The organism is Rhodoferax ferrireducens (assembly GCF_003347515.1).
Classification (GTDB): Bacteria; Pseudomonadota; Gammaproteobacteria; order Burkholderiales; family Burkholderiaceae_C; genus Rhodoferax.
Genome location: NZ_QEII01000315.1, coordinates 59,680 through 79,746 on the forward strand (window position 1 = coordinate 59,680; position 20,067 = coordinate 79,746).

Here is a 20,067-nt window from a genome sequence, read left to right on the forward strand (position 1 = left end):
AACAAACTTTCATGACTCCGGGTGCTCCGCATTCCGAAGCATGAAAGTTAGCTTGAGACCGTCAGCGCGTGGAACACGCGAACGGCGGCGTAGGCGTCGTTCGCGGCATAAATCAGTTGTGCCTGGCTGAGGCTGGGCAAGGCCCAGTTGGAGGTGGTCGCCTTTTTCGACTTGATGAAGCGCTGCTTGAACAGCACCGCCACCGCCCCTTTGACGCCCATGTCCTTGCGGTAACCGCGCTCGCGAAAAACGGTGTTGAGCTCCAGCATGCCGACCACGTCCACACCCAGCTTGGACTGGATGCGCTTGCGGTCGTCGCCCAGGCCAAAACCGGCCTTGGTGAATCCCGGCAGCGCCAGCAGTTGCGCCACCACGTCGCGGCACGCCGGGTCGTGCAGCTGAAACACCCAGGCCTTGTCCACGGTCGCCAGTTGCACGATGTGCGGCCCATCGGACAGCTGGTCCTTAAAAAACGTGGGTTTGGACTCGGTATCAAAACCCCAGACCGTCGCGGCGCTGAGTTCCGCCTGCGCCTGCTGCGCTTGCGCGGCCGTGGTCACGAGCGCAATCCGGTTCGGCCCCAGGCGGTCGAATTCCGGGAGCAACGCAATCTGTTCTTTGCTGGGGGTGGTGTGTTGGGTGTGCATGGGGCGATGACGGTGTGGGGCCTGAGCTTAACGGGTTGCGGGGGTCGCCAGCAGCAGGACGCCTTCAGCGCGAACAACAAGGTGTCCATAAAATGGGGGGAACTTCACTTGGGCAGCTGATGGCACATCCTACTGACGAACCGCTTGAAGGCGACACGAACTCTGCAGTGGCGAAAGAGTTGGTGCGCGTCAACCGCGCCCTCCTCACCTTGAGCGCCGGCAACCGTACCCTGCTGCGGGCATCGAACGAGCAGGAACTGCTGCACGACATGTGCCGGGTCATCGTGGAAACCGGCGGCTACCGAATGGCTTGCGTCGCTTATGCCGAACACGATGAACCCAAGAGCATCCGCTGGATGGTGTGCGACGGGATGGAAACAGAGTTACTCGAAACGTTTCATTTTACCTGGGCCGATACCGAATTCGGCCGCAGCGCGACCGGCACCGCGATCCGCACCGGTGAACCCGTCGTGGGCCGGCACATCCTTACCGATCCCGCTATGGCGGGCTCAGTCTACGTCCGGTTGCGCGAGCAAGCGATCCTGAAGGGCTTCGCCGCCGCGACCGCCTTTCCGCTGCGCGTGGAGGGCGAGGTGCTCGGCGCCCTGGTCATGACGGCGGTGGAGCCCGATGCCTTCAATGCCCAAGAAGTCAAGCTGCTCCAAGAGATGGCCGATGATCTGGCGTACGGCATTGCCAATTTGCGCACGCGGGTCCAGCATCGCGCAGCGCAAGCCACCATCGCGCGCCTGGCGTATTACGATGCGCTGACCGGCTTGCCCAATCGCACGCTATTGCTGGAACAACTGGAAGAAGCGATGCAAGCGGCGAAACAGCAGCACCGCTCGCTGGCCCTGTTGCACCTCGAAGTCGGCCGCTTTCATGAAATCAACAAGGTCTTGGGCTACCGCGCGGGCGATGAACTGCTGCAGGAACTCGGCCGGCGTCTGACGGGCGCGGTCCAGGACAAGGAAACGCTGGCGCGGGTGGGGGAAGCCGAATTCGCCCTGCTGCTGCCGACCGGTGGCGCCGAGTATGCGATCCAGGTGGCGCAAGGGCTGGTGAATACCTTGCGCGAGCCGGTGATGGTTTCCGGCCTCACGCTCGATGCGCGGGTGGGCATCGGCATAGCCCTGTTTCCCGGCCATGCCAGCGATGCCGATGCCCTGATCCGGCGCGCCAACGCCGCCATGCACCAGACCAAGCCGGTGCGCGGCGGCTATGCCATGTACACCGGCGGGCAGGAGCAGGAAAACACCCGGCGGCTGGCGCTGATGGGCGATTTGCACCGGGCCATCGAGCACAACGAACTGCGCCTGTATTGCCAGCCCAAGGTGGCGATCGCCTCGCGGCGCGTGTGCGGCGCCGAAGCCTTGGTGCGCTGGCAGCATCCGCAGCACGGCATGGTGTCAACGGCGGAGTTCATCCAGCTGGCCGAACAGGCGGGAACGATCACGCCGCTGACCAACTGGATGCTGGACGCCGCCTTCAGCCAGAGTTACGCCTGGCAGGAAGCGGGGCTGGCGCGGGCGCTGGCGGTCAATCTGTCGGCACACGATCTCTACGATCCCGGGCTGATCGACCGGATCCGCGGCTTGTTTTCGACCTGGGGTCTTGACCCGGCGCTGATCCAGTTCGAACTGACCGAAAGCGCCTTGATGGCGGACCCGACTGTGGCCCTGGAGACGCTCAGCCGCCTGAAGCAATTGGAGGTCGAATTGTTCGTCGACGACTACGGCACCGGTTATTCCAGCCTGAGCTATTTACAGAAGTTGCCGGTGGATGGGGTCAAGATCGACCAATCGTTCGTGATGCCGATGGTGGGAAGCGCCGATTCGACGGTGATTGTTCGTTCCACGATCGAACTGGGTCATAACCTGGGCCTGAAAGTCGTCGCGGAAGGGGTGGAAAGCCAGGCGATCTGGGAGCGTCTGGCGGGGCTGGGCTGCGATGTGGCGCAAGGCTATCTGCTCAGCAAGCCGATGCCGGCAGAGCAATTCCAGGGGTGGGAAAGCCAATGGGCGCAGCAGTCGGGTTAGTGCCCGCATCGTGCCCCGGCCAGTTCAACATCGGCACTGCGACCAATGGCGCGTCGGCGCCAGCATACGCAACCCTTTATTTGCAGCGAACAATGGAATATTGACCGCGGCCTACACCTCGAACTTGATCCCCTGCGCCAGCGGCAAAGATGTTCCGTAGTTGATCGTGTTGGTGGCCCGGCGCATGTACGCCTTCCACGCATCCGAGCCGGATTCACGGCCGCCGCCGGTTTCCTTTTCGCCGCCAAACGCGCCGCCGATCTCGGCCCCGCTGGTGCCGATGTTGACGTTGGCAATGCCGCAGTCCGACCCGCGCGCCGACGTGAAAACTTCGGCTTCGCGCAGATCCTGCGTGAAGACAGCCGACGACAAGCCATGGGCGACCGCGTTGTTGAGGGCGATGGCTTCGTCAAATGTGTCGTAGGGCACCACATACAGAATCGGCGCGAACGTCTCTTGCAGCATGGGGCCGCTCTGCTCGTTCAATTCCACCAGGGCCGGGCGCACATAGAACGCGGACGCTTCGCCCACGGTTTCACGCTCGCCAAAGTGGACCTTTGCACCGGCGGCCCGTGCCTGCTCCAGCGCACGCTGCATGGCCTCAAAAGCGCGCTCATCAATCAAGGGCCCGACCAGCGTGCCGGCTTCCAGCGGGTCGCCGACCGGCAGGCATTCAAACACCCGAAGCAGCGAGGCCACCAGGCTGTCATAAATCGAGCGGTGCACGATCAGCCGGCGCAAGCTGGTGCAGCGCTGGCCGGCCGTGCCTGCGGCCGAAAACGCCACACCGCGCACCACCAGTTCCAGATTGGCCGACGGGCAGACGATGGCAGCGTTGTTGCCGCCCAGTTCCAGCAGCGAGCGCTTGAACAGCGTGGCACAGCTGGCGCCCACCGCCCGGCCCATGGCGGTTGATCCGGTCGCGCTGACCAGCTTGACGTGCGGATGCGCCACCAGGGCCTCACCGACTGCGCGCTCGCCAATCAACAACTCGCTCAAGCCTACGGCGTCGAGCCCCTGTGCCCGGGCCGTCTGCAGGAGCAGGCCGTTGAGCGCCAGGGCCGACAACGGCGTCTTCTCGGACGGCTTCCACACCAGGGTGTTGCCGCACACCAGGGCCAAGGCGGCGTTCCAGGCGAACACGGCCATGGGAAAGTTGAAGGCCGAGATGATGCCCACCACGCCCAGCGGATGCCAGGTTTCCAGCAACTTGTGATCGGGCCGCTCGCTGGCAATGGTCAGGCCATAGAGTTGACGCGACAGGCCCACGGCGAATTCGCAAATGTCCACCACTTCCTGCACCTCGCCCAGCCCCTCCTGCACGATCTTGCCGGTCTCCAGCGTGATCAAGCGGCCCAGCGGTTCCTTGTGCCGGCGCACGGCTTCGCCAAAAGCCCGCACCAGCTCGCCGCGCTTGGGCGCCGGCACATCGCGCCAGCTCACGTAACGGGCATGGGCACGCGCGATGGCGGCACTGGCCTGCGCCTCCGGAGTGACGGCGACGCGCGCCAGCAGGCTGCCGTCAATCGGCGTGTGGACGGCCAGCCCGGTCGGCTGTCGCTCTCGAACACAAGGCCCATGGCCTTGAAGAGGGTTTGAACATCGGTGGTGTGGGTCATCTCGGGCTTTCTATTTTCTATCGTTCAATGCTGCGGTTCCAGCGCGCGTTCCAGGCCGGGCGGTTTTCGTTGATGGCATCCCAGTCGACGACAACCGCGGTCTTCATGTAGTCGCCAAACTGCTTGAGCCGGGCCTTGGCGTCATCCCCGACGGCCGGGGCCTTGGGGTTGGATGGAATCTGGTTGCCGTGCTGCAAACCGGCCGCCTGCGCCTCGGCGCTGAGCAGATGCTCGGCCAGTTTCTGCGCCAGCGCCGGTTCGCTGTTGTTGGCGATCACGCATTCGGCCACCATCAGCACCACCGAGCCTTCCTTGGGCTGGGCGTATTCCACCGCGATGCCTTTTTCCTGCAGCGTGGCCACGGCGGTGGGGGTCAGCGGTGCAATCGCAGCCTCGCCGGTTTGCAGCATCTCGGACAGCTTGGCCGAGCTCGGAATGTATTCGAGTACGTTGGGGCCAATGCTGCTCTTCCAGGCGGCAAATCCTGGCTCGACGTTCTTGTCGTTGCCGCCCTTGATGCGGTTGAACATCAGGAAGCCATGCAGCCCGAACGTGGAGGAAGACAGGGACTGGAACACCACTTTGCCCTTGAACTTCGGGTCCGCCATGTCCATCCACGAGGTCGGTGGGGCCCAACCTTTTTCGCTGAACATCTTTTTGTTATAGGCCAGGCCGGTCATGCCCATGGTCACGCCGGTCGCCATGTCACCCTTGAAGCGCGCGGTCGGGAAAACTTCATTGAGCGCCGGGCTGGGTTTCATCTTTTCGCACAAGCCCATGCCGATGGCGCGCACCATCACGCCGTCATCGAGAAACATGACGTGCATCTGCGGTTTGTCCTTGTTCGCCTGCGCTTTAGCCAGGATGTCGGACGAGGTGCCCGGCACCACCACCACCTTGACGTTATTGGCTTTCTCAAAGGCCGGAAACACGTGCTCGGTCCAGGTCTTTTCCATGACGCCACCGTTCATGCCGATGTACAGCGTTTTGGTTTGCGCGCTGGCCGCACCGGCCGACAGGGCGAGGGCCGCGGCGGCCAGCGACAACAGCGAACGGCGCGCCGTATAGGTATTTGAACAGCTGAGTTTCATGGTGAGTCTCCTTCAGGTTGCGGGGGGGATTGAGGCGCCGGAGCGGCGTAGCGGGAAATCGAAAACGCGGTGATCGGTGTAGACGTGGCGCCATCGCGCACCAGTTCGGCCAGCACTTCACCGACGGCTGGTCCGATCTGGAAACCGGCGCCGGCAAAGCCAAAGCCGTGGATCAGTCCGGGCGTGGTGGTGCTGAAGCCGACGACCGGCTGGCGGTCCGGCAGATAGCCTTCGGTGCCGCTCCAGGAGCGAATGATGTGGGCATGGCGTAGCGCGGGCAGCAGCTCCACGGTTCGCGCCAGCACCAGGGAGATCGCTTCACGGCTGGGCCGGGCTCGGTCGGCATCGAGCGCATAGCCTTGCGAGCCGCCGATGACGCAATTGCCGCGCGGGGCCTGGCGGGCGTAGATGCCGCCGCCCTCCACGCCCAGGCTCAGGTTCATGAACACGCCCAGGGGCTCGGTCACCGCCATCACCGGATGCGACGACACCATGGGCACGGTTTCGCCAAAATTCGCGGCGATGCTGCCGGCCCAGGCCCCGGCGCAGTTGAGCAGGAAGCGCGAACGCACCTCCAGACTCGTGCCCGAACGCAGCACAAACTGCTGGCCGTCATGCGCCATCTCGTCGACCCGGCATTGCTCGCGAATATCGGCCCCAAGCCTGGCGGCGGCGCGCGCGAAGGCGGGCGACACCAGGCGCGGGTTGGCATGCCCGTCTTGCGGACAGAAGGAGCCGCCGATGGCGCGCTCGCCCAGCCACGGGTATTGCGCCCGCAGTGTTTTGCCACTGAGCATTTGCAGCTCCATGCCAAAGCCCCGACTGCGTTCCCGGTAGGCTTCGAGCGCGGCCAGATCCGCCTCGCTGCGTGCGATTTTGAGGTGGCCCGAGCGGATGTATTCACCGTCGATGCCAATCAGTTCCGGCAGGCGGCCCCAGATGCCATGGGCCCGCTGCGACAGTGCCAACTGCGTGAGCGGACGGCCTTGCCGACGCACGCCGCCATAGTTGATGCCACTGGAGCGCGAGCCGCAAAAGTCGCGTTCCAGCAGCGTGACGGACAAGCCCATCTGGCGCAAGGCCAGCGCGGCCGATGCGCCCACGATGCCGCCGCCGATGATGGCGACGTCGGTAGTCCGCTTCTCTTTCATGCCGGCTCCTTGTAAACAAGAGGCGTCGCCGGCTGGATCAGGGTGAAGGGAATCGGCTTGATCGGCGCCTGGCCGCGCAGGCGGCCCACCTCCTCGGGTGAGCGGCCGGTGCAATGCGCCAGGATTTCCGTCGCCGCCAGTGCGCACATGCGGCCCTGGCAACGCCCCATGCCGACACGGGTCAGCGCCTTGAGCCGGTTCATCTCGACCGTCCCCGTCGCCTGGGCCGTGCGCCGCAAATCCCCGGCCGTGATTTCTTCACAGCGGCAGATCACCAGCTCGTCCGGCGCCTGCGCCGCCCAGTCAGAGGGGAAGGGAAAGGCGCGCGCCAGGCCGGCGCGAAACCGCCCGGTGCGCGCCAACTGGCTTTCCAGCGTGGCGGCGCGCGCCAAGCCGGTGGCGTCAACGCCGATCCCCGCATCGGTCAGCAGCGCCAGCGCGGCGCGCTCACCGGCCCACTCGGCCGCATCGGCCCCCATGATGCCGGCACCATCGCCGGCCAGGTACACCCCGGCCACGCTGGCGCGCCCGGCCGCGTCGCGTTCGGGCAACCAGGCCCGTTGCGCCGCATCGAAGCTGAAGCGGCAACCCAGAATGTCGGCCAGCTGGGTCTCGGACCGCAGCGCATAGCCCAAGCCGATGGCGTCACAGTCCAACGTGTGTTCACCCTGTGCATCGCGCCACACGACGCCGCTGACACGGTCGTCGCCGAGCACCCGGACCGGCCGCACACCACCTTGCAGCCGCACACCATGCGCGCGCAACCAGGCCACGTAATACAAGCCTTTGGCCAGCACGGCCGGCTGAACCAGCAGGCCGGGCAGCGCCGCGACTTGGTCGCCCAAGGTGGCGGTATCGAGCACGGCGGCCACCTCGGCCCCGGCCTTGGCATATTGGTAGGCCACGAGGTAGAGCAAGGGGCCGCTGCCCATCAGCACCACGCGGCTGCCGATGGCGCAGCCCTGGAACTTGAGCGCCACTTGCGCGCCGCCCAGGGTGTAGACCCCGGGGGTGGTCCAGCCGGCAAACGGCAAGACCCGGTCAGTCGCACCGGTGGCCACGATCAGATGAGAGTAGGCCACGGTCGCGGTTTGCCCCTGGTGCAGCACATCCAGCTGGCCGCCCTCAGCGTTCCACACCAGCGTGTTGGGCCGGTAGTCAACATGCGGCAGCAGGTCGGCCATTGCGGTGTGCACCGCCTCGGCGCGCCCAGCCTCGAAACCGTAAAGCGTCTTTTTGGAACGCTGGAAATGCGCCGGCGGCTGGCGGTAGATCTGGCCGCCCCAGCGCGGCGCCTCGTCCAGCACGATCGGGCGCAAGCCATGCTGGACCAGCGTCTGCGCCGCGCGAATACCGGCCGGCCCGGCGCCCACAATGACGGCTTGCAGTGCGGCCGTCATGCGGCACCGCCCGGCTGCGTCACCAGCCGCATGCCGGCCGTGATGAAGGTGGAACAAGCCTGGTAGCGCTCACCGCTCTCGGTGCTGACCCAGCAATCCTGGCAGGCCCCCATCAGGCAAAACCCGGCGCGCGCCTCGCCGCTGAATTCGCTGTGGCGCAGCCTCGCGCGGTGCGTCAACACGGCCGTCAGTACGGTGTCCCCCACCAGCGCGTCCAGCGGCTGGCCGTCCAGCGTGAAGCTCACGCGCTCGCGCTGTGTCTCGGCCAAACGCTTGAAAAGGGGTTTGGGTACGGTTTCGTTCATTTGCCCCCCACCAGAATCTTGTCCAGGCCATAGAGCCGGTCCAGCAACACCATGACGCCAGCCGTGAAGGCCACCATCAAGGCCGAGGCCGCTGCCATCAGCGGGTCGATCGACTCGGTGGCGTACATGTACATGCGCACCGGCAAGGTCACGGTCGCCGGCGCCGTGACAAAAATCGACATCGTCACTTCGTCAAAACTGTTGATGAAGGCCAGCAGCCAGCCGCCACTGACGCCCGGCAAAATCATCGGCAAGGTGATGCGCCTGAACACCGTCATGTCGCTGGCACCGAGCGAGAGCGCCGCCTGCTCACAACTGCGGTCCGCCCCGGTGGATGCCGCCACCACCAACCGCAGCACATAAGGCGTGACCACCACCACATGGGCCAGCACCAGCCAGAAAAAACTGCCGGTGGCACCGATCAGCGAGAACAGCCGCAGCAAGGCCACGCCCAGAACCAGGTGCGGGATGATCAATGGCGACAGAAACAGCGCGTTGAGCGCATCGCGCCCGGCAAAGTGGTAGCGCGTGATGGCCAGCCCGGCCGGCACGGCAATCAGGGTCGCCAGGGTGGCCGACGACAAGGCCAGCCACAGGCTGTTCCAGAACGAGGTCACGAAGTCCGGGTGGGCGAACACCGCCTTGAACCAGCGCAGGGAAAAGTGGCTGGTCGGCAGCGTCAAGGTGTTCTCGGGCGTGAACGCCACGATGCACACGATCAGCAGCGGCGCCAGCATGAAGCTGATGACGAGGGCGTTGAAGGCGAGCGCCAGGGGGCCATTTTTTGCCATGGTGTCAGCCCAGCGCTTTCTTGTAGCTGCGCTCCAGCACGCGGTTGTAGCTCAGCATCACCACCAGATTCGCCAGCAGCAGGACCAGCGCCAGCGCCGCGCCCAGCGGCCAGTTCAGCTCATGCAGGTACTCGTCATAGACCACCGTGGACACCATCTTGAGCCGCCGCCCGCCCAGCAAACCGGGGATGGCGAATGCGCTGGCACTCAGGCCAAACACGATCAGGCTGCCCGACAGAATGCCCGGCATCACCTGCGGCAACACGATGCGCCGTAGCGTGGTGAAGTGCGAGGCCGAGAGCGACAGCGCGGCGTCTTCCACCCCGGCGTCGAGTTTTTGCAGCGAGGTCCAGACCGGGATCACCATGAAGGGCAGCATCACATGCACCAGGGCGATGATGACGGCTGCCTCGGTATAGAGAATACGCACCGGCCCCAGGCCGACGGTTTGCAGCGCCTGGTTGAGGACGCCCTGGGGGCCGAGCAGCATGCTCCAGCCGAAGGCCCGCACCACCACCGACACCAGCAGGGGCGCCAGCACCACCAGCAGGAAGATCGAGCGCCACGGATTGCCCATGCGGCTCAGCACATAGGCCTCGGGCGCGCCGATGGCCAGACAGATCAGCGTGGTGAGGCCGGCGATCCAGAAGGTGCGCCAGAAGATGCCGTAGTAGTACTCGTCGCCCAGCACCGCCGCGTAGTGCGCCAGCGTGAATTCGTTCTTGACCCCGGTGACGTGATCGAACACATTGAACGACAGCACCGCGGTCAGCGCCAGCGGCACCAGCAGCAGGCAACCGAACAAGACCAGCGCCGGCGTGGACAGCGCCCAGGGGGTGGTGACCGCGCGCGCGTTCATGGCAACACCCGCAGCGAGCCGGCGGCCCAGGTCAGGCCGGTGCGGCCCTGCTCCTCCAGCGGCACGGCGTCGCCATTCGGGCAGCTCACCGTCAGGTCACCGACCGGGGTGCTGAGGTGGTAGAGCCACTGGCTGCCCAGAAAAAAGCGCTCGCTGACCACGCCGTCAAGCTGCCCTTGCCCGGCGGGTACGAAGCTGATTTTTTCCGGCCGCAGACTCAAAGTCACCTCGCCACCCGACGCCAGGCCCGCGCCGTCCACCTCGACCTGCAGCCGGCCCAGATCAATTTGCGCTCGGGCGCCGGTGCGGCTCACCCGGCCCGAGATCAGATTCGCCTTGCCGACAAAGGTGGAGATGAATTTCGTCTGCGGCTGCTCGTACAACTTGTAGGGCGCATCAATCTGCGTCGCCCGGCCGGCCTGCATCACCACGACCCGGTCGCTGATGGACATGGCCTCGGTCTGGTCGTGCGTGACCATGATGGTGGTGGTGCCGACCTTGCGCTGGATTTGGCGCAACTCGAATTGCATTTCTTCGCGCAGCTTGGCGTCCAGGTTGGACAGCGGCTCATCGAGCAGCAGCACCGGCGGCTCGATCACCAGCGCCCGTGCCAGCGCCACCCGTTGGCGTTGGCCGCCCGACAACTCACGCGGATAGCGCCCGCTGTGCTGCTCCAGATGCACCAGGGCCAGCGCGGCGTCAACACGCTCGCGCCGCTCGGCTTTGGGCATGCGCCGCATCTCCAGCCCAAAGCTCACGTTGTCAAACACCGTCATGTGCGGAAACAGCGCGTAGCTCTGGAATACGATGCCCAAGCCGCGTGAGTTGGGTTTGGCGTGGGTGATGTCGCGCCCGTCCAGCAGGATCTGGCCGCTGCTGACCTCGGCGAAGCCGGCAATCATTTGCAGCGTCGTCGTCTTGCCGCAGCCCGAGGGGCCGAGCAGCGACACGAATTCGCCCTTCTGCACACTCAGGCTCATGCTGTCCACAGCACAGGTCGGGCCATAGAACTTGGACACATCGGCAAGCGTCAGGAAAGACATTGAAAACTCCTTTTCATCACACTCGCCAACAGGCCAGGCACTTGCACTGTGTCGCGATGATGTCAGGCAAATGATGTTTTAAAGGAAACTTGGCGTCAACGGGGTATTCCACTAAACGACATTTATTTGTAATTTATTCCGATTAATGGAATAACTGTAGTAAATTACAAAAAATGATTTCATCAAAAGATACATTAAAACCAGAAAGACCTGGCGTAGGCGGGCTGGAGCGCGCTTTTGCGATCATCCGCCTGCTCGCGCAAGCCAGCGCCGAAGGCATGCGCGTGACCCAAATCGCCAAGTCGGTGGGACTGACCCAAGCCACAGTTCACCGCACGCTGCAGGCCTTGATCGCCCAAAACATGGTTGAGCAGGACGAGCGCAGCAAACACTATCGCCTGAGCATCGGATTTTTTGTCTTGGCCGCGCGCGCCGGCAACCCGATGAACTTGCGCGAGCTGTGCCGCCCGACCCTGTTGCGCTTGTGCGCCAGTCTCGGTGACACCATTTTTTTGCTGGCGCGCAGCGGCTTTGACGCCGTCTGCCTGGACCGCAGCGAAGGGCCGTTTCCGATCCGCTCCTTCACCGGCGACATCGGCGGGCGCGTGGCTTTGGGCATTGGGCAAGGCAGCCTGGCGATACTGGCTTTTCTGCCCGAGGCCGAGCGCGAAGAAATCATCCGCTTCAACCTGCCGCGCGTTCGCGAATTGGGTGTGTTTGACGAGGTCTATCTGCGCACCGAGATCGACCGCGTGCGCGAGCTCGGTTACGCCGGGCGCAACACCGGCTTGCTGGAAGGCATGGCCGGCGTCGCCGTGCCGGTCTGCGACCACGAGGGGCGCGCCGTGGCCGCCTTGAGCGTGGGCACCATCGCCGCCCGCCTGAACCCCGAGCGCCTGCCCACCGTGGTGGCCTTGCTCAAGCGCGAGGCGCAGGCAATCAGTCCGAAAATCAATCCATTTGATCCGACACTGCGGCGGCCGGTGCAGAGTTTGGCGGCTTTAGCGCCCAACTAAGGGGGCGGTGAATGGCGACATGCACTCGAAGTATGACTCGCTACGTTATTTATAGCTATATGCGCTTATATGACAGGCGCTAGAGGCTGATTTACCATTTAGACTCACCCTCCTCCCCGCTGCATATACAAATCAAACCGTTTCATGAACGCATAGCGCTGGGCCTCGTCCAGCCCGACAAAGCGGAAACTCACCAGCAGGCGGGGCATGCGCATGAGCGCGATCACGCGCGGCTGGCCGGTGGTCCAACTCAGGCCGAGGGCGCCATCCCCAATGCGCACACCGGCCGAATGTGTCTGCAACTTCCAGTGGTGATCGCCAATGGCGTCAGGCAGCCAGCGCAGCCACTCGTCCTCGGTACAACCCATCTCGCGCTCAAACCTCACAGCGTAGAAGGATTGCATTCACGCGCCCACCTCAGCCACCCGCAATCGGCGGCCAGATGGCCAAGACATCGCCTTCGTTCAGCGTCTGCGTCAGGCGCTTTTCCGGCTCGATATATTTACCGTTGATCAGCACCAGATGCACGAGCTTGGGCGGCAGTCCGTAGGGTTCGACGATCTGGCTGATGCTGGCCTCCGGCGCAACGTCAAGCTCCAGCACGTTGGTGTAGCGGGCTTGCACCGGCAGGTAATCCGTGAGCGAGGCAAAGAGCTTGAAGGTGATTTTCATGGTCAAAAATTCTAGCGCCGCCGCGCGTCCTGCGCACCGGACCAGGTGCCTTGCGCCTGGGCGCTGGCGAGGTAGGCCTCCATCAGCTTGGTCGGGTCGGCCTTCAAGGTTTCTTTCCAGGCGCCGAGTTTCACCTGGCCCTCGACCAGCCCACGCATCACGCCGACATGTTCGGTCCAGCCCACGCTGTTGCAACCCACCAGCACGTCGTCCTTGAACTGCAAGCTGAGATGGCGACCAGCAGCATGATCGGTCAGCTCCACATGCTCGCCGCCGGGGCGGCCCTGCCAGTCACCAAAGCTGGCGGAGATCAGCCCCAGCGTATCCAGCACGTTGATTTGTGTCACGCCCTTGAGTTCGGCGGCCGGCGCCGCGCCACGGGCAAAGGCCACCATGTTCATGGCCGCCACGCGGGCCTGCTCCGCCGCGTTGGGCTGGATGGCGCTGACGATCATTTTTCCGCTGATCTTGTCAAAGGCCTCGCAACAGTCGCCAGCGGCGTAAATGCCGGGCACATTGGTTTGCAGGTGCTCGTCGGTCAGCACACCCAGCAGGCAGGTGATGCCGGATTTTTCCAGAAAACCGATGGCTGGCCGGACACCGGCGGCGCTGATCACCAGATCGCAATCGAGGTGTTTTCCATTGGACAGTCGCACCCGCAGGGCGGGCTGTTGGGTTGCTTCTATCTTGAACCCAATGGCGCTGGCGAGCTTATCTACCAGACCGAGTTGCGCTGCGCCTTGCGGTTCAATGGATTCCACCCGCGTGCCGGTAAAAACCTCGACGCCCTTGGCCTCGCACCAGTCGCGAATCATGCCGCCGGCGGTCGGGCCCATCATGCGCGGCACCATGCGGTCGCCCATCTCGACCACGCTCAAATGCACACCGCGCGACGCCAGCGCTTCCATGATGATGCAGCCGATAAAGCCGGCGCCCAGCTGCAGCACGCGTGCACCTTGGGTGGCCAGCGCCATGATCGCCCTGGCGTCTTCCAGCGTCCAGCAGGTGTGAACGCCGGCCGAGTCGATGCCGGGGATGGGCGGGTGCACGGGGTGCGAGCCGGTGGCGATCAACAAAGTGTCGAAGGCGAGCGTTTCATCATCGTCAAATACGATTGTTTTTGCAGCTGCATCCACATGACTAACGGTGGCTTGAAGCAGATGTACCTTTAAATCCGAAAAATGTGTCGAACTCTTGCGCAGGTAGGTGCCGTGCTCGTCCACATTGCCCATCAGCAGGTAGGGAATGGCCATGCGGGAGTACGGCGGCTCGGGCTCATCGCCGACGATGGTGATGGCATCCAGCGGCGCCAGCTTGCGGATGGTTTCAGCGGCAATGACACCGGCGGGGCCGGCACCGAGGATGACGTGATGAGTCATGGTGATTTCTCCAAAAAAGAAAAGCGGCCACCGGGGACCGCTACTTCGTTGCTTCAGCGCGGCGCTACAGTGCCAGGCGCTCGCGGGTGGCTTCGGTGGGTCGGCCTTCCGGGTCCCAGCCGCGCACGGCGTAATACTTGGGCATCATCTCGGCCAGCATGTTGACCTTGCCTGTGGAGGGGCCGGTCTTGCAGGCTTCAGTCAGCAGGCGTTTGGGCAGGCTGTCGTCCTTGGCGGTGAAGCCGGCGCGGTTGTTGAACTCGCGCTCCATGTTCCAGATGCGTTCACCGACTTTCTCCAGCTCTTCGGTGGTGTACTGGTCGCCACAGGCGGCCGCGAGTTGCGGTGCCAGATCGGCCAGGCCCCAGGCGAAGCTGGTGAAGATGCACAAGCCGGAGGAATCAAAAGCCGCAGTGGCGTCCTGGAAGGCCTTGACCAGTTCAGGCTTGCCCTCGTGTTCCAGCGGATCGGTCTTGACCGGAATGCCCAGCACTTCGGAGGCAATGGTGTAGCCGCGCAAATGGCAGCCGCCGCGATTGGACGTGGCATACGCCAAGCCAATACCCTGAATGGCCCGGCCATCGTAAGCGGGGAACTCCTGGCCCTTGCTGGTCATGCTCAGGTCGGGCTGGCCGAACTTGGCGGTCAGGCGCTTGGAGCCCTGGCCGATTTCCTTGCCAAAGCCTCGTCCGTAAACGGTTTCCTCGGTCAAAAACGCCAGGGCTTCGGCCGAGCCAAACGGCGCCTCGATGCCAATCTGCTCCTTGGTCAACACGCCCATTTCATACATTTCCATCACCGCGCCCACGGTGGCGCCAAAGCTGATCGGGTCAATGCCTTCTTCGTTGCACAGCATGGTGGCGTATTGCAGCGCCTCCAGGTCTTTCACCCCATTGGCCGCACCCAGCGCCCAGGCCGCTTCGTATTCCAGGCCGCCCGACGCGCCCCAGTACTGCGGCTTGTTGGCCACCGTGAAATGAGTCTCGTCAATTTTGCTGATGCGCCCGCAGGCAATGGTGCAGCCAAAGCAGGCCTGGTTGGTGACCAGCTGCTTTTTGCCGTCGGTCTTGCGCGGCGTGGCCATGGCTTCGGCCGAGATGTCCTTGGCGCCCTCGAACGCGTTGTCGCGGTGATTGCGCGTCGGCAGCGCGCCCATCTCGTTGATGACATTCATCAGCACCTGCGTGCCGTAGGTGGGCAGGCCCTGGCCGGTGACGGAGTTCTCGGCGAGGATTTTTTTCTTCTCGGCAATCACCTTCATGAAGGCTTTCGGGTTGTGGATATTGCCCACACCCTTGGTGCCGCGCACTGCAATCGCCTTCAGGTTTTTGCTGCCCATGACGGTACCCACACCCGAGCGGCCGGCGGCGCGGTGCAAGTCATTCACCACACTGGCATAGAGCACGCCGTTTTCACCCGCCTTGCCGATGCTCGACACACGCGTGAGCGGGTCTTGCAGGCTTTTCTTGAGCATCTCTTCGGTCTGCCAGATGCTCTTGCCCCACAGGTGGGCGGCGTCGCGCAGCTCTGCGATGTCGTCGTTGATGTAGAGGTAGACCGGCTTGTCACTTTTACCTTCAAAAATCACCATGTCCCAGCCCGCCATCTTCAGCTCGGCACCCCAGTAGCCGCCCGAGTTGGAGCAGGCAATGGCCCCCGTCAGCGGGCTCTTGGTGATGACGGTGTAGCGGCCGCCGGTAGAGGCCATGGTGCCGGTCAGCGGGCCGGTGGCCCAGATGATCTTGTTGGCTGGTGACAGCGGATCGACGGTGGCGTCAATCTCTTCCACCAGGTATTTGGAGCCCAGACCGCGCGAGCCGATGTAGGCGCGCGCCCAGTCCATATTGAGGGGTTCGGACTTGGCGGTGCCGGCGCCTAAGTCAACGCGAAGAATTTTTCCTGCCCATGACATGATGGTCTCTCCTTAAACAGCGGTGGGTTGGTTGCCAAGCTTGTCGGCCCACTGCGCCATCCGGCCCAGACCGGTCCAGTTGGCATCGATGAAGGTGATGGCCCCGGTGGGGCAGGCGTCGGCGCAAGCCGGCTCGCCGCCGCAGAGGTCGCACTTTTGCACCTTGCCGGTTTCCTGGACGTAATTGATGGTGCCAAACGGGCAGGCAATGGTGCAGACCTTGCAGCCGACGCAGGTGGAGTCGTTCACCACTTTGGCGCCAGTGAGCAGGTCCACCGTGATCGCCTCGACCGGGCAGGCGTGCAGACACCAGGCCTCATCGCACTGGGTACAGGTGTAGGGCACTTTTTTGCCGGTATGGTGAAAGTCAAACACCTTGATGCGGGATTTAGCGGTGGCGAAGGTGCCGTAGTTCTCGAACGAACAGGCCATTTCGCACTGCAGACAACCGGTGCACTTGTCTGGATTGATGTGCAACACTTTTTGCATGTGTCTCTCCTCTGGGTAGCGGCATGCAACGTATGCAATGCCTTGCCTATGAATTTGAATACATAGCCATTGTTGGACCTCCGGGGGACTAAATCTCTAGGGATAACCCTAGCTTGCGGTACGCGTTACCATGAAATTCTCAATATGAAACACCGTAGCGCAAGCCCGTTGTGGACGAAAATTGCCATCGCGGTGAAAAACGGCACCTCTCCAACCATGCGACCCACCTCGTCAAACCCGCCCATGGCCAGCCCCAACTTCGCCAGCCCGTCCCAACGGCTGACAGACATTGAGCGTGCGCGCCAGCTCGTTCTGCAGGAACATGCCACGCTACCCGCCGGATGGATTTCGCCCTGGATTGAACGCTCCTGGCGGCGCTGCATGAACTTGGGGCTGCAAGCCCACGAGCCGGTTACCTTTGACGTGGTGAGCCCTCAGCAGATGCGCCGCACGGCGGAGGGCAATCAGCGGCTGGTGCAGTCGGCGAAACCCATTTTGAACGCCCTCGGGCGCGCGATTGTGAACACGCGCTACTTTGCGATTCTCACCAACGCCGCGGGCGTGGTGGTGGATGTCAGTGGCCCGATCGATCACTCCGACCCACGCGCCCATAGCATCACTCGCATAGGCACCGATTTATCGGAGCACAGCGTCGGCACCACAGCCATTGGCGCGGCCCTGACCGAATTGCAGCCAGTGTGGTTGCACCGGGGGGAACACTTCTTTACCAGCGCATCCATGTACAGCTGCGCCGGCGCGCCCCTGTTCGGCCCGGACGGCGGCTGCGTCGGCATGCTGGACTTGACCGGCATTGATGTTGTAGAGCGCCCCGAACTCAAGCATCTGGTCACCCAATCCGCCCAGAAGATAGAAAACGCGCTGGTCCTGGCGCAAACACACCATCTGATGGTGCGCCTGAACTGGCCGGGCTACGCCATGGGTAGTGAAGCGGATGGCCTCGTCTGCCTGGACGCGGATGGCTGGATCACCGGGGCCAACCAGATTGCACGCCAGATGCTGCCCAAGCTGGCCACACCCGGGCAGCCCCCTGTGCACACGGGTGAGGTCTTCGGCATTCCGTACGAATTGCTGTTCGATGCCGCTCGCCGGCGTGACGCCCGGCTTGAAATTCCCCTGTGGACCGGCCTGCGGCTGCAAGCCCTGCCGATAGAGCGTTCAAGTGAAGGGCGGCCTGTTGAGGCCGGGCTGCGCACAAGCACCGGCGACCGCTTGCCTTTGAGAGACATTGAAACCGCCCTGATTCGCGAGGCCGTTGACCAGGCCCGGGGCAATGTGGCCCAGGCCGCCCGCGCCTTGGGCATCAGCCGCGCCACGGTGTACCGCAAACTAGGGCACAAAAAGCCCCACTGATGCCGCCGCGTTATCAACGCACGCCCAACACAACCTGGCTGGCCTTGATCAAAGCCGTGGCCGCCGCACCGGGCTTCAAACCCAGTTCAAGAACGGCCTGATGGGTGATCACGGCGTAAACCACCATGCCACTGGGTAGCTCGATGGCAACCTCGGCATTGATGGCGCCTTTGCTCACGCTCGTCACCTTGCCGGCGAATTGGTTGCGTGCGGAAAACCGGACATTGGCGTCACCGGTCAGCACCATGACCCAGGGCGCCTTGACATAAGCGATGGCGTCCTGGCCAACTACGAGGCCGAGGGACTTGACGCTGCCCTCAGTCACGATGGCAATTATTCTGTCGCCACCCGCCGTGGTCAGTTCGACTTCCGCATTCACCGCGCCATCGGTGAGGCTGGTGATCTTGCCCGTAAAAACATTGCGTGCACTGACCTTCATGTTGATTTCCTTAAAATTTTTTGAACTGGCCCAATTCTCGCTATAGCTATTTAAATATAGAGCTTTTTGTGAAAAAATTTACTCTGGGTTGCCTCGATGTACGATTACAACCATAGAGAAAGCGAGTTTTTAAGGCTTCCTGGTTTGAATTGAGATTTTGTCGCTATCGTTATATACCTTACAAGATTGCGTTAAATATGGAACAAAACCTACATCGCCTGCGCGGCAAGCTTCAGGTCGATACCGAATCCGGTACCTTTCTCGGTGACACTCGCATCCGTCTGCTGGAAGCGATTGATGTCCACGGCTCCATCTCCCAGGCCGCAAAAGCCGTTCCCCTGTCGTACAAGGCGGCCTGGGACGCCATCGATGCCATGAACAACCTGGCCGACCATGCCCTGGTGATCCGCTCGACCGGCGGGCGCAACGGCGGCGGCACCTTGTTGACCGACTACGGACGCAAGGTGGTGGTGATGTATCGGGCGCTGGAATCCGAATACCAGGCGGCGCTGGACCGCATGGCGGCGAGCATGAACAGCGACCAGAGCGGGGATTTGCAGCAATTTCGTCAACTGTTAAAGCGCATGTCGATGAAGACCAGCGCGCGCAACCAGTTTGCCGGCACCATCATCGGCCTGCGCGAAGGCGATGTGGATTTTGAAGTGCGGCTGCGCATTGATGCAGAGAATGAACTGGTTGCCATCATCACGCAGGAGTCGGCGGAAAACCTCGGCCTGCGAATGGGCATGGAACTGAATGCCCTGGTGAAATCCTCGTCCGTGCTGCTGCTCACCGACCCGAATGTGCGAACGTCCGCCCGCAACCACCTGTGGGGCGAGGTGACGCGCATTTTTAACGGGCCGGTCAACGCCGAAATCACCTTGCTCACGCCCGGCGGCAAGACCGTCTGCGCCGTGGTCACCCACGACAGCGTGGAAAAGCTCGGTCTCGCCGTTGGCGGGCAGGCCTGCGCCGTGTTCAAAGCTTCGGCCGTCATTCTTTGTCTTTACGCCTGATTTCCAAATCACCCAAGTAACCCCAGGAAAAATTTCATGCGCCACCTCACCCCCCTTCTTGCAGCCCTCGTCCTCACTGCGGCCGCCCATGCCGACGACGTGCAGGTCGCCGTGGCCGCCAATTTCACGGCCCCCATGAAGCAGATCGCCGCCGAATTCGAGAAAGACACCGGCCACAAGGCCTTGCTCGCCTTTGGCGCTACTGGCAAGTTTTACGCCCAGATCAGCAACGGCGCGCCGTTTGAGGTTCTGCTCACGGCCGATGAAGAAACCCCGGTCAAGCTGGAGAAGGAATTGCTGGCGGCGCCGGGTACCCACTTCACCTATGCCATCGGCAAGCTGGTTCTGTGGTCGGCGAAGGCGGGCTACGTTGATGATCAAGGCGATGTCTTGAAAAAAGGAGACTTCAAACACCTCGCACTGGCCAATCCAAAGACGGCCCCTTACGGCGCTACGGCCATGGGAGTCATGAAACAGCTCGGCGTGTTGGACAGCATCCAACCCAAGATCGTGCAGGGCGAAAACATTGCCCAGACCCATCAATTTGTCGCCACCGGCAATGCTGAACTCGGTTTTGTCGCGCTTTCGCAGGTATTCAAGGACGGCAAGGTCACCTCCGGCTCGGCTTGGATCGTGCCCGCCAAGCTCTACGCGCCGATCCGCCAGGATGCGGTAGTGCTCGCCAAGGGACGCAACAATCCGGCCGCTAGCGCACTGGTGAAATATCTCAAGACGGACAAGGCCCGCAGCATCATCAAGTCCTATGGCTACGAACTGTGAACCGCACTCTCAACCTCCACTGCAGCCGAACACCCCGCGCTTTAACAC

General features: G+C 63.0%; 19 protein-coding genes and 1 pseudogene. 5 read left to right on the plus strand and 15 right to left on the minus strand.

Translation table 11 applies throughout. The features are described from left to right. Positions 1-47: 47 nt before the first annotated feature. Complete coding sequence (locus C5P05_RS27290; protein ID WP_114973016.1) at positions 48-647, minus strand: 3'-5' exonuclease; 600 nt, start codon at positions 645-647, stop codon at positions 48-50. Between the two features lie 119 nt (positions 648-766). Between C5P05_RS27290 and C5P05_RS27295 the strand changes: the two genes are divergently transcribed. Continuing rightward, entirely contained in the window at positions 767-2,686 is a 1,920-nt protein-coding gene (locus C5P05_RS27295) for a putative bifunctional diguanylate cyclase/phosphodiesterase (RefSeq protein WP_114973017.1), read from the plus strand. Between the two features lie 111 nt (positions 2,687-2,797). Here C5P05_RS27295 and C5P05_RS27300 read toward each other — a convergent pair. The 8 genes and pseudogenes from C5P05_RS27300 to C5P05_RS27335 form a co-directional block, all read right to left on the minus strand. Further along, positions 2,798-4,231 (minus strand): annotated as a pseudogene (locus tag C5P05_RS27300) (aldehyde dehydrogenase family protein); the annotation flags it as partial. Positions 4,232-4,322: 91 nt separating this feature from the next. Beyond that, positions 4,323-5,396 carry an ABC transporter substrate-binding protein gene (locus tag C5P05_RS27305; protein ID WP_114973019.1) on the minus strand — a complete coding sequence of 358 codons (1,074 nt, stop codon included), beginning with the start codon at positions 5,394-5,396 and terminating at the stop codon, positions 4,323-4,325. Further along, positions 5,393-6,547, minus strand: coding sequence for an NAD(P)/FAD-dependent oxidoreductase (locus tag C5P05_RS27310; protein ID WP_114973020.1), 1,155 nt, complete (start codon positions 6,545-6,547; stop codon positions 5,393-5,395). Before C5P05_RS27310 ends, C5P05_RS27305 begins: the two co-directional genes overlap by 4 nt. Beyond that, a complete protein-coding gene (locus C5P05_RS27315) occupies positions 6,544-7,947 on the minus strand; it encodes an NAD(P)/FAD-dependent oxidoreductase (RefSeq protein WP_114973021.1) in 1,404 nt (467 codons plus the stop codon). The genes C5P05_RS27310 and C5P05_RS27315 overlap by 4 nt, the downstream gene beginning before the upstream one ends. Next, the gene (locus tag C5P05_RS27320) at positions 7,944-8,252 is read right to left on the minus strand and encodes a (2Fe-2S)-binding protein (RefSeq protein WP_114973022.1); all 309 of its coding nucleotides are present in this window, start codon (positions 8,250-8,252) and stop codon (positions 7,944-7,946) included. Before C5P05_RS27320 ends, C5P05_RS27315 begins: the two co-directional genes overlap by 4 nt. After that, positions 8,249-9,043 (minus strand): ABC transporter permease, encoded by a 795-nt coding sequence (locus C5P05_RS27325; RefSeq protein ID WP_114973023.1) that lies wholly within the window; start codon positions 9,041-9,043, stop codon positions 8,249-8,251. Before C5P05_RS27325 ends, C5P05_RS27320 begins: the two co-directional genes overlap by 4 nt. Before the next feature lie 4 nt (positions 9,044-9,047). After that, positions 9,048-9,902, minus strand: coding sequence for an ABC transporter permease (locus C5P05_RS27330; RefSeq protein WP_114973024.1), 855 nt, complete (start codon positions 9,900-9,902; stop codon positions 9,048-9,050). Then, entirely contained in the window at positions 9,899-10,945 is a 1,047-nt protein-coding gene (locus tag C5P05_RS27335; protein ID WP_114973025.1) for an ABC transporter ATP-binding protein, read from the minus strand. Before C5P05_RS27335 ends, C5P05_RS27330 begins: the two co-directional genes overlap by 4 nt. 173 nt (positions 10,946-11,118) lie before the next feature. Here C5P05_RS27335 and C5P05_RS27340 point away from each other — a divergent pair, with 173 nt between their 5' ends. Further along, positions 11,119-11,961 (plus strand): IclR family transcriptional regulator, encoded by an 843-nt coding sequence (locus tag C5P05_RS27340; RefSeq protein ID WP_114973026.1) that lies wholly within the window; start codon positions 11,119-11,121, stop codon positions 11,959-11,961. A gap of 104 nt (positions 11,962-12,065) precedes the next feature. Here the strand turns inward: C5P05_RS27340 and C5P05_RS27345 are convergent, their stop codons facing one another. The 5 genes from C5P05_RS27345 to C5P05_RS27365 all read right to left on the minus strand — a co-directional run bounded on the left by C5P05_RS27345 (position 12,066) and on the right by C5P05_RS27365 (position 16,413). Next, a complete protein-coding gene (locus C5P05_RS27345; protein ID WP_114973027.1) occupies positions 12,066-12,365 on the minus strand; it encodes a hypothetical protein in 300 nt (99 codons plus the stop codon). A 13-nt stretch (positions 12,366-12,378) separates the two neighbouring features. Next, entirely contained in the window at positions 12,379-12,633 is a 255-nt protein-coding gene (locus C5P05_RS27350; RefSeq protein ID WP_114973028.1) for a MoaD/ThiS family protein, read from the minus strand. Positions 12,634-12,644: 11 nt separating this feature from the next. Further along, entirely contained in the window at positions 12,645-14,012 is a 1,368-nt protein-coding gene (locus C5P05_RS27355; protein ID WP_114973029.1) for an NAD(P)/FAD-dependent oxidoreductase, read from the minus strand. Between the two features lie 64 nt (positions 14,013-14,076). Then, positions 14,077-15,924 (minus strand): aldehyde ferredoxin oxidoreductase family protein, encoded by a 1,848-nt coding sequence (locus C5P05_RS27360; RefSeq protein WP_114973030.1) that lies wholly within the window; start codon positions 15,922-15,924, stop codon positions 14,077-14,079. Between the two features lie 12 nt (positions 15,925-15,936). Next, the gene (locus C5P05_RS27365) at positions 15,937-16,413 is read right to left on the minus strand and encodes a 4Fe-4S dicluster domain-containing protein (RefSeq protein ID WP_114973031.1); all 477 of its coding nucleotides are present in this window, start codon (positions 16,411-16,413) and stop codon (positions 15,937-15,939) included. A gap of 243 nt (positions 16,414-16,656) precedes the next feature. Here C5P05_RS27365 and C5P05_RS27370 point away from each other — a divergent pair, with 243 nt between their 5' ends. Next, entirely contained in the window at positions 16,657-17,784 is a 1,128-nt protein-coding gene (locus C5P05_RS27370; RefSeq protein WP_114973204.1) for a helix-turn-helix domain-containing protein, read from the plus strand. 13 nt (positions 17,785-17,797) lie between these two features. On the opposite strand, the gene C5P05_RS27375 is transcribed toward C5P05_RS27370, so the two are convergent. Continuing rightward, entirely contained in the window at positions 17,798-18,223 is a 426-nt protein-coding gene (locus tag C5P05_RS27375) for a TOBE domain-containing protein (protein ID WP_114973032.1), read from the minus strand. 197 nt (positions 18,224-18,420) lie between these two features. Between C5P05_RS27375 and C5P05_RS27380 the strand changes: the two genes are divergently transcribed. Both C5P05_RS27380 and modA read left to right on the plus strand, forming a co-directional pair. Then, the gene (locus C5P05_RS27380) at positions 18,421-19,239 is read left to right on the plus strand and encodes a TOBE domain-containing protein (protein WP_114973033.1); all 819 of its coding nucleotides are present in this window, start codon (positions 18,421-18,423) and stop codon (positions 19,237-19,239) included. A 36-nt stretch (positions 19,240-19,275) separates the two neighbouring features. Further along, the gene (modA, locus tag C5P05_RS27385; RefSeq protein WP_114973034.1) at positions 19,276-20,019 is read left to right on the plus strand and encodes a molybdate ABC transporter substrate-binding protein; all 744 of its coding nucleotides are present in this window, start codon (positions 19,276-19,278) and stop codon (positions 20,017-20,019) included. The last annotated feature ends 48 nt before the right edge of the window (positions 20,020-20,067 follow it).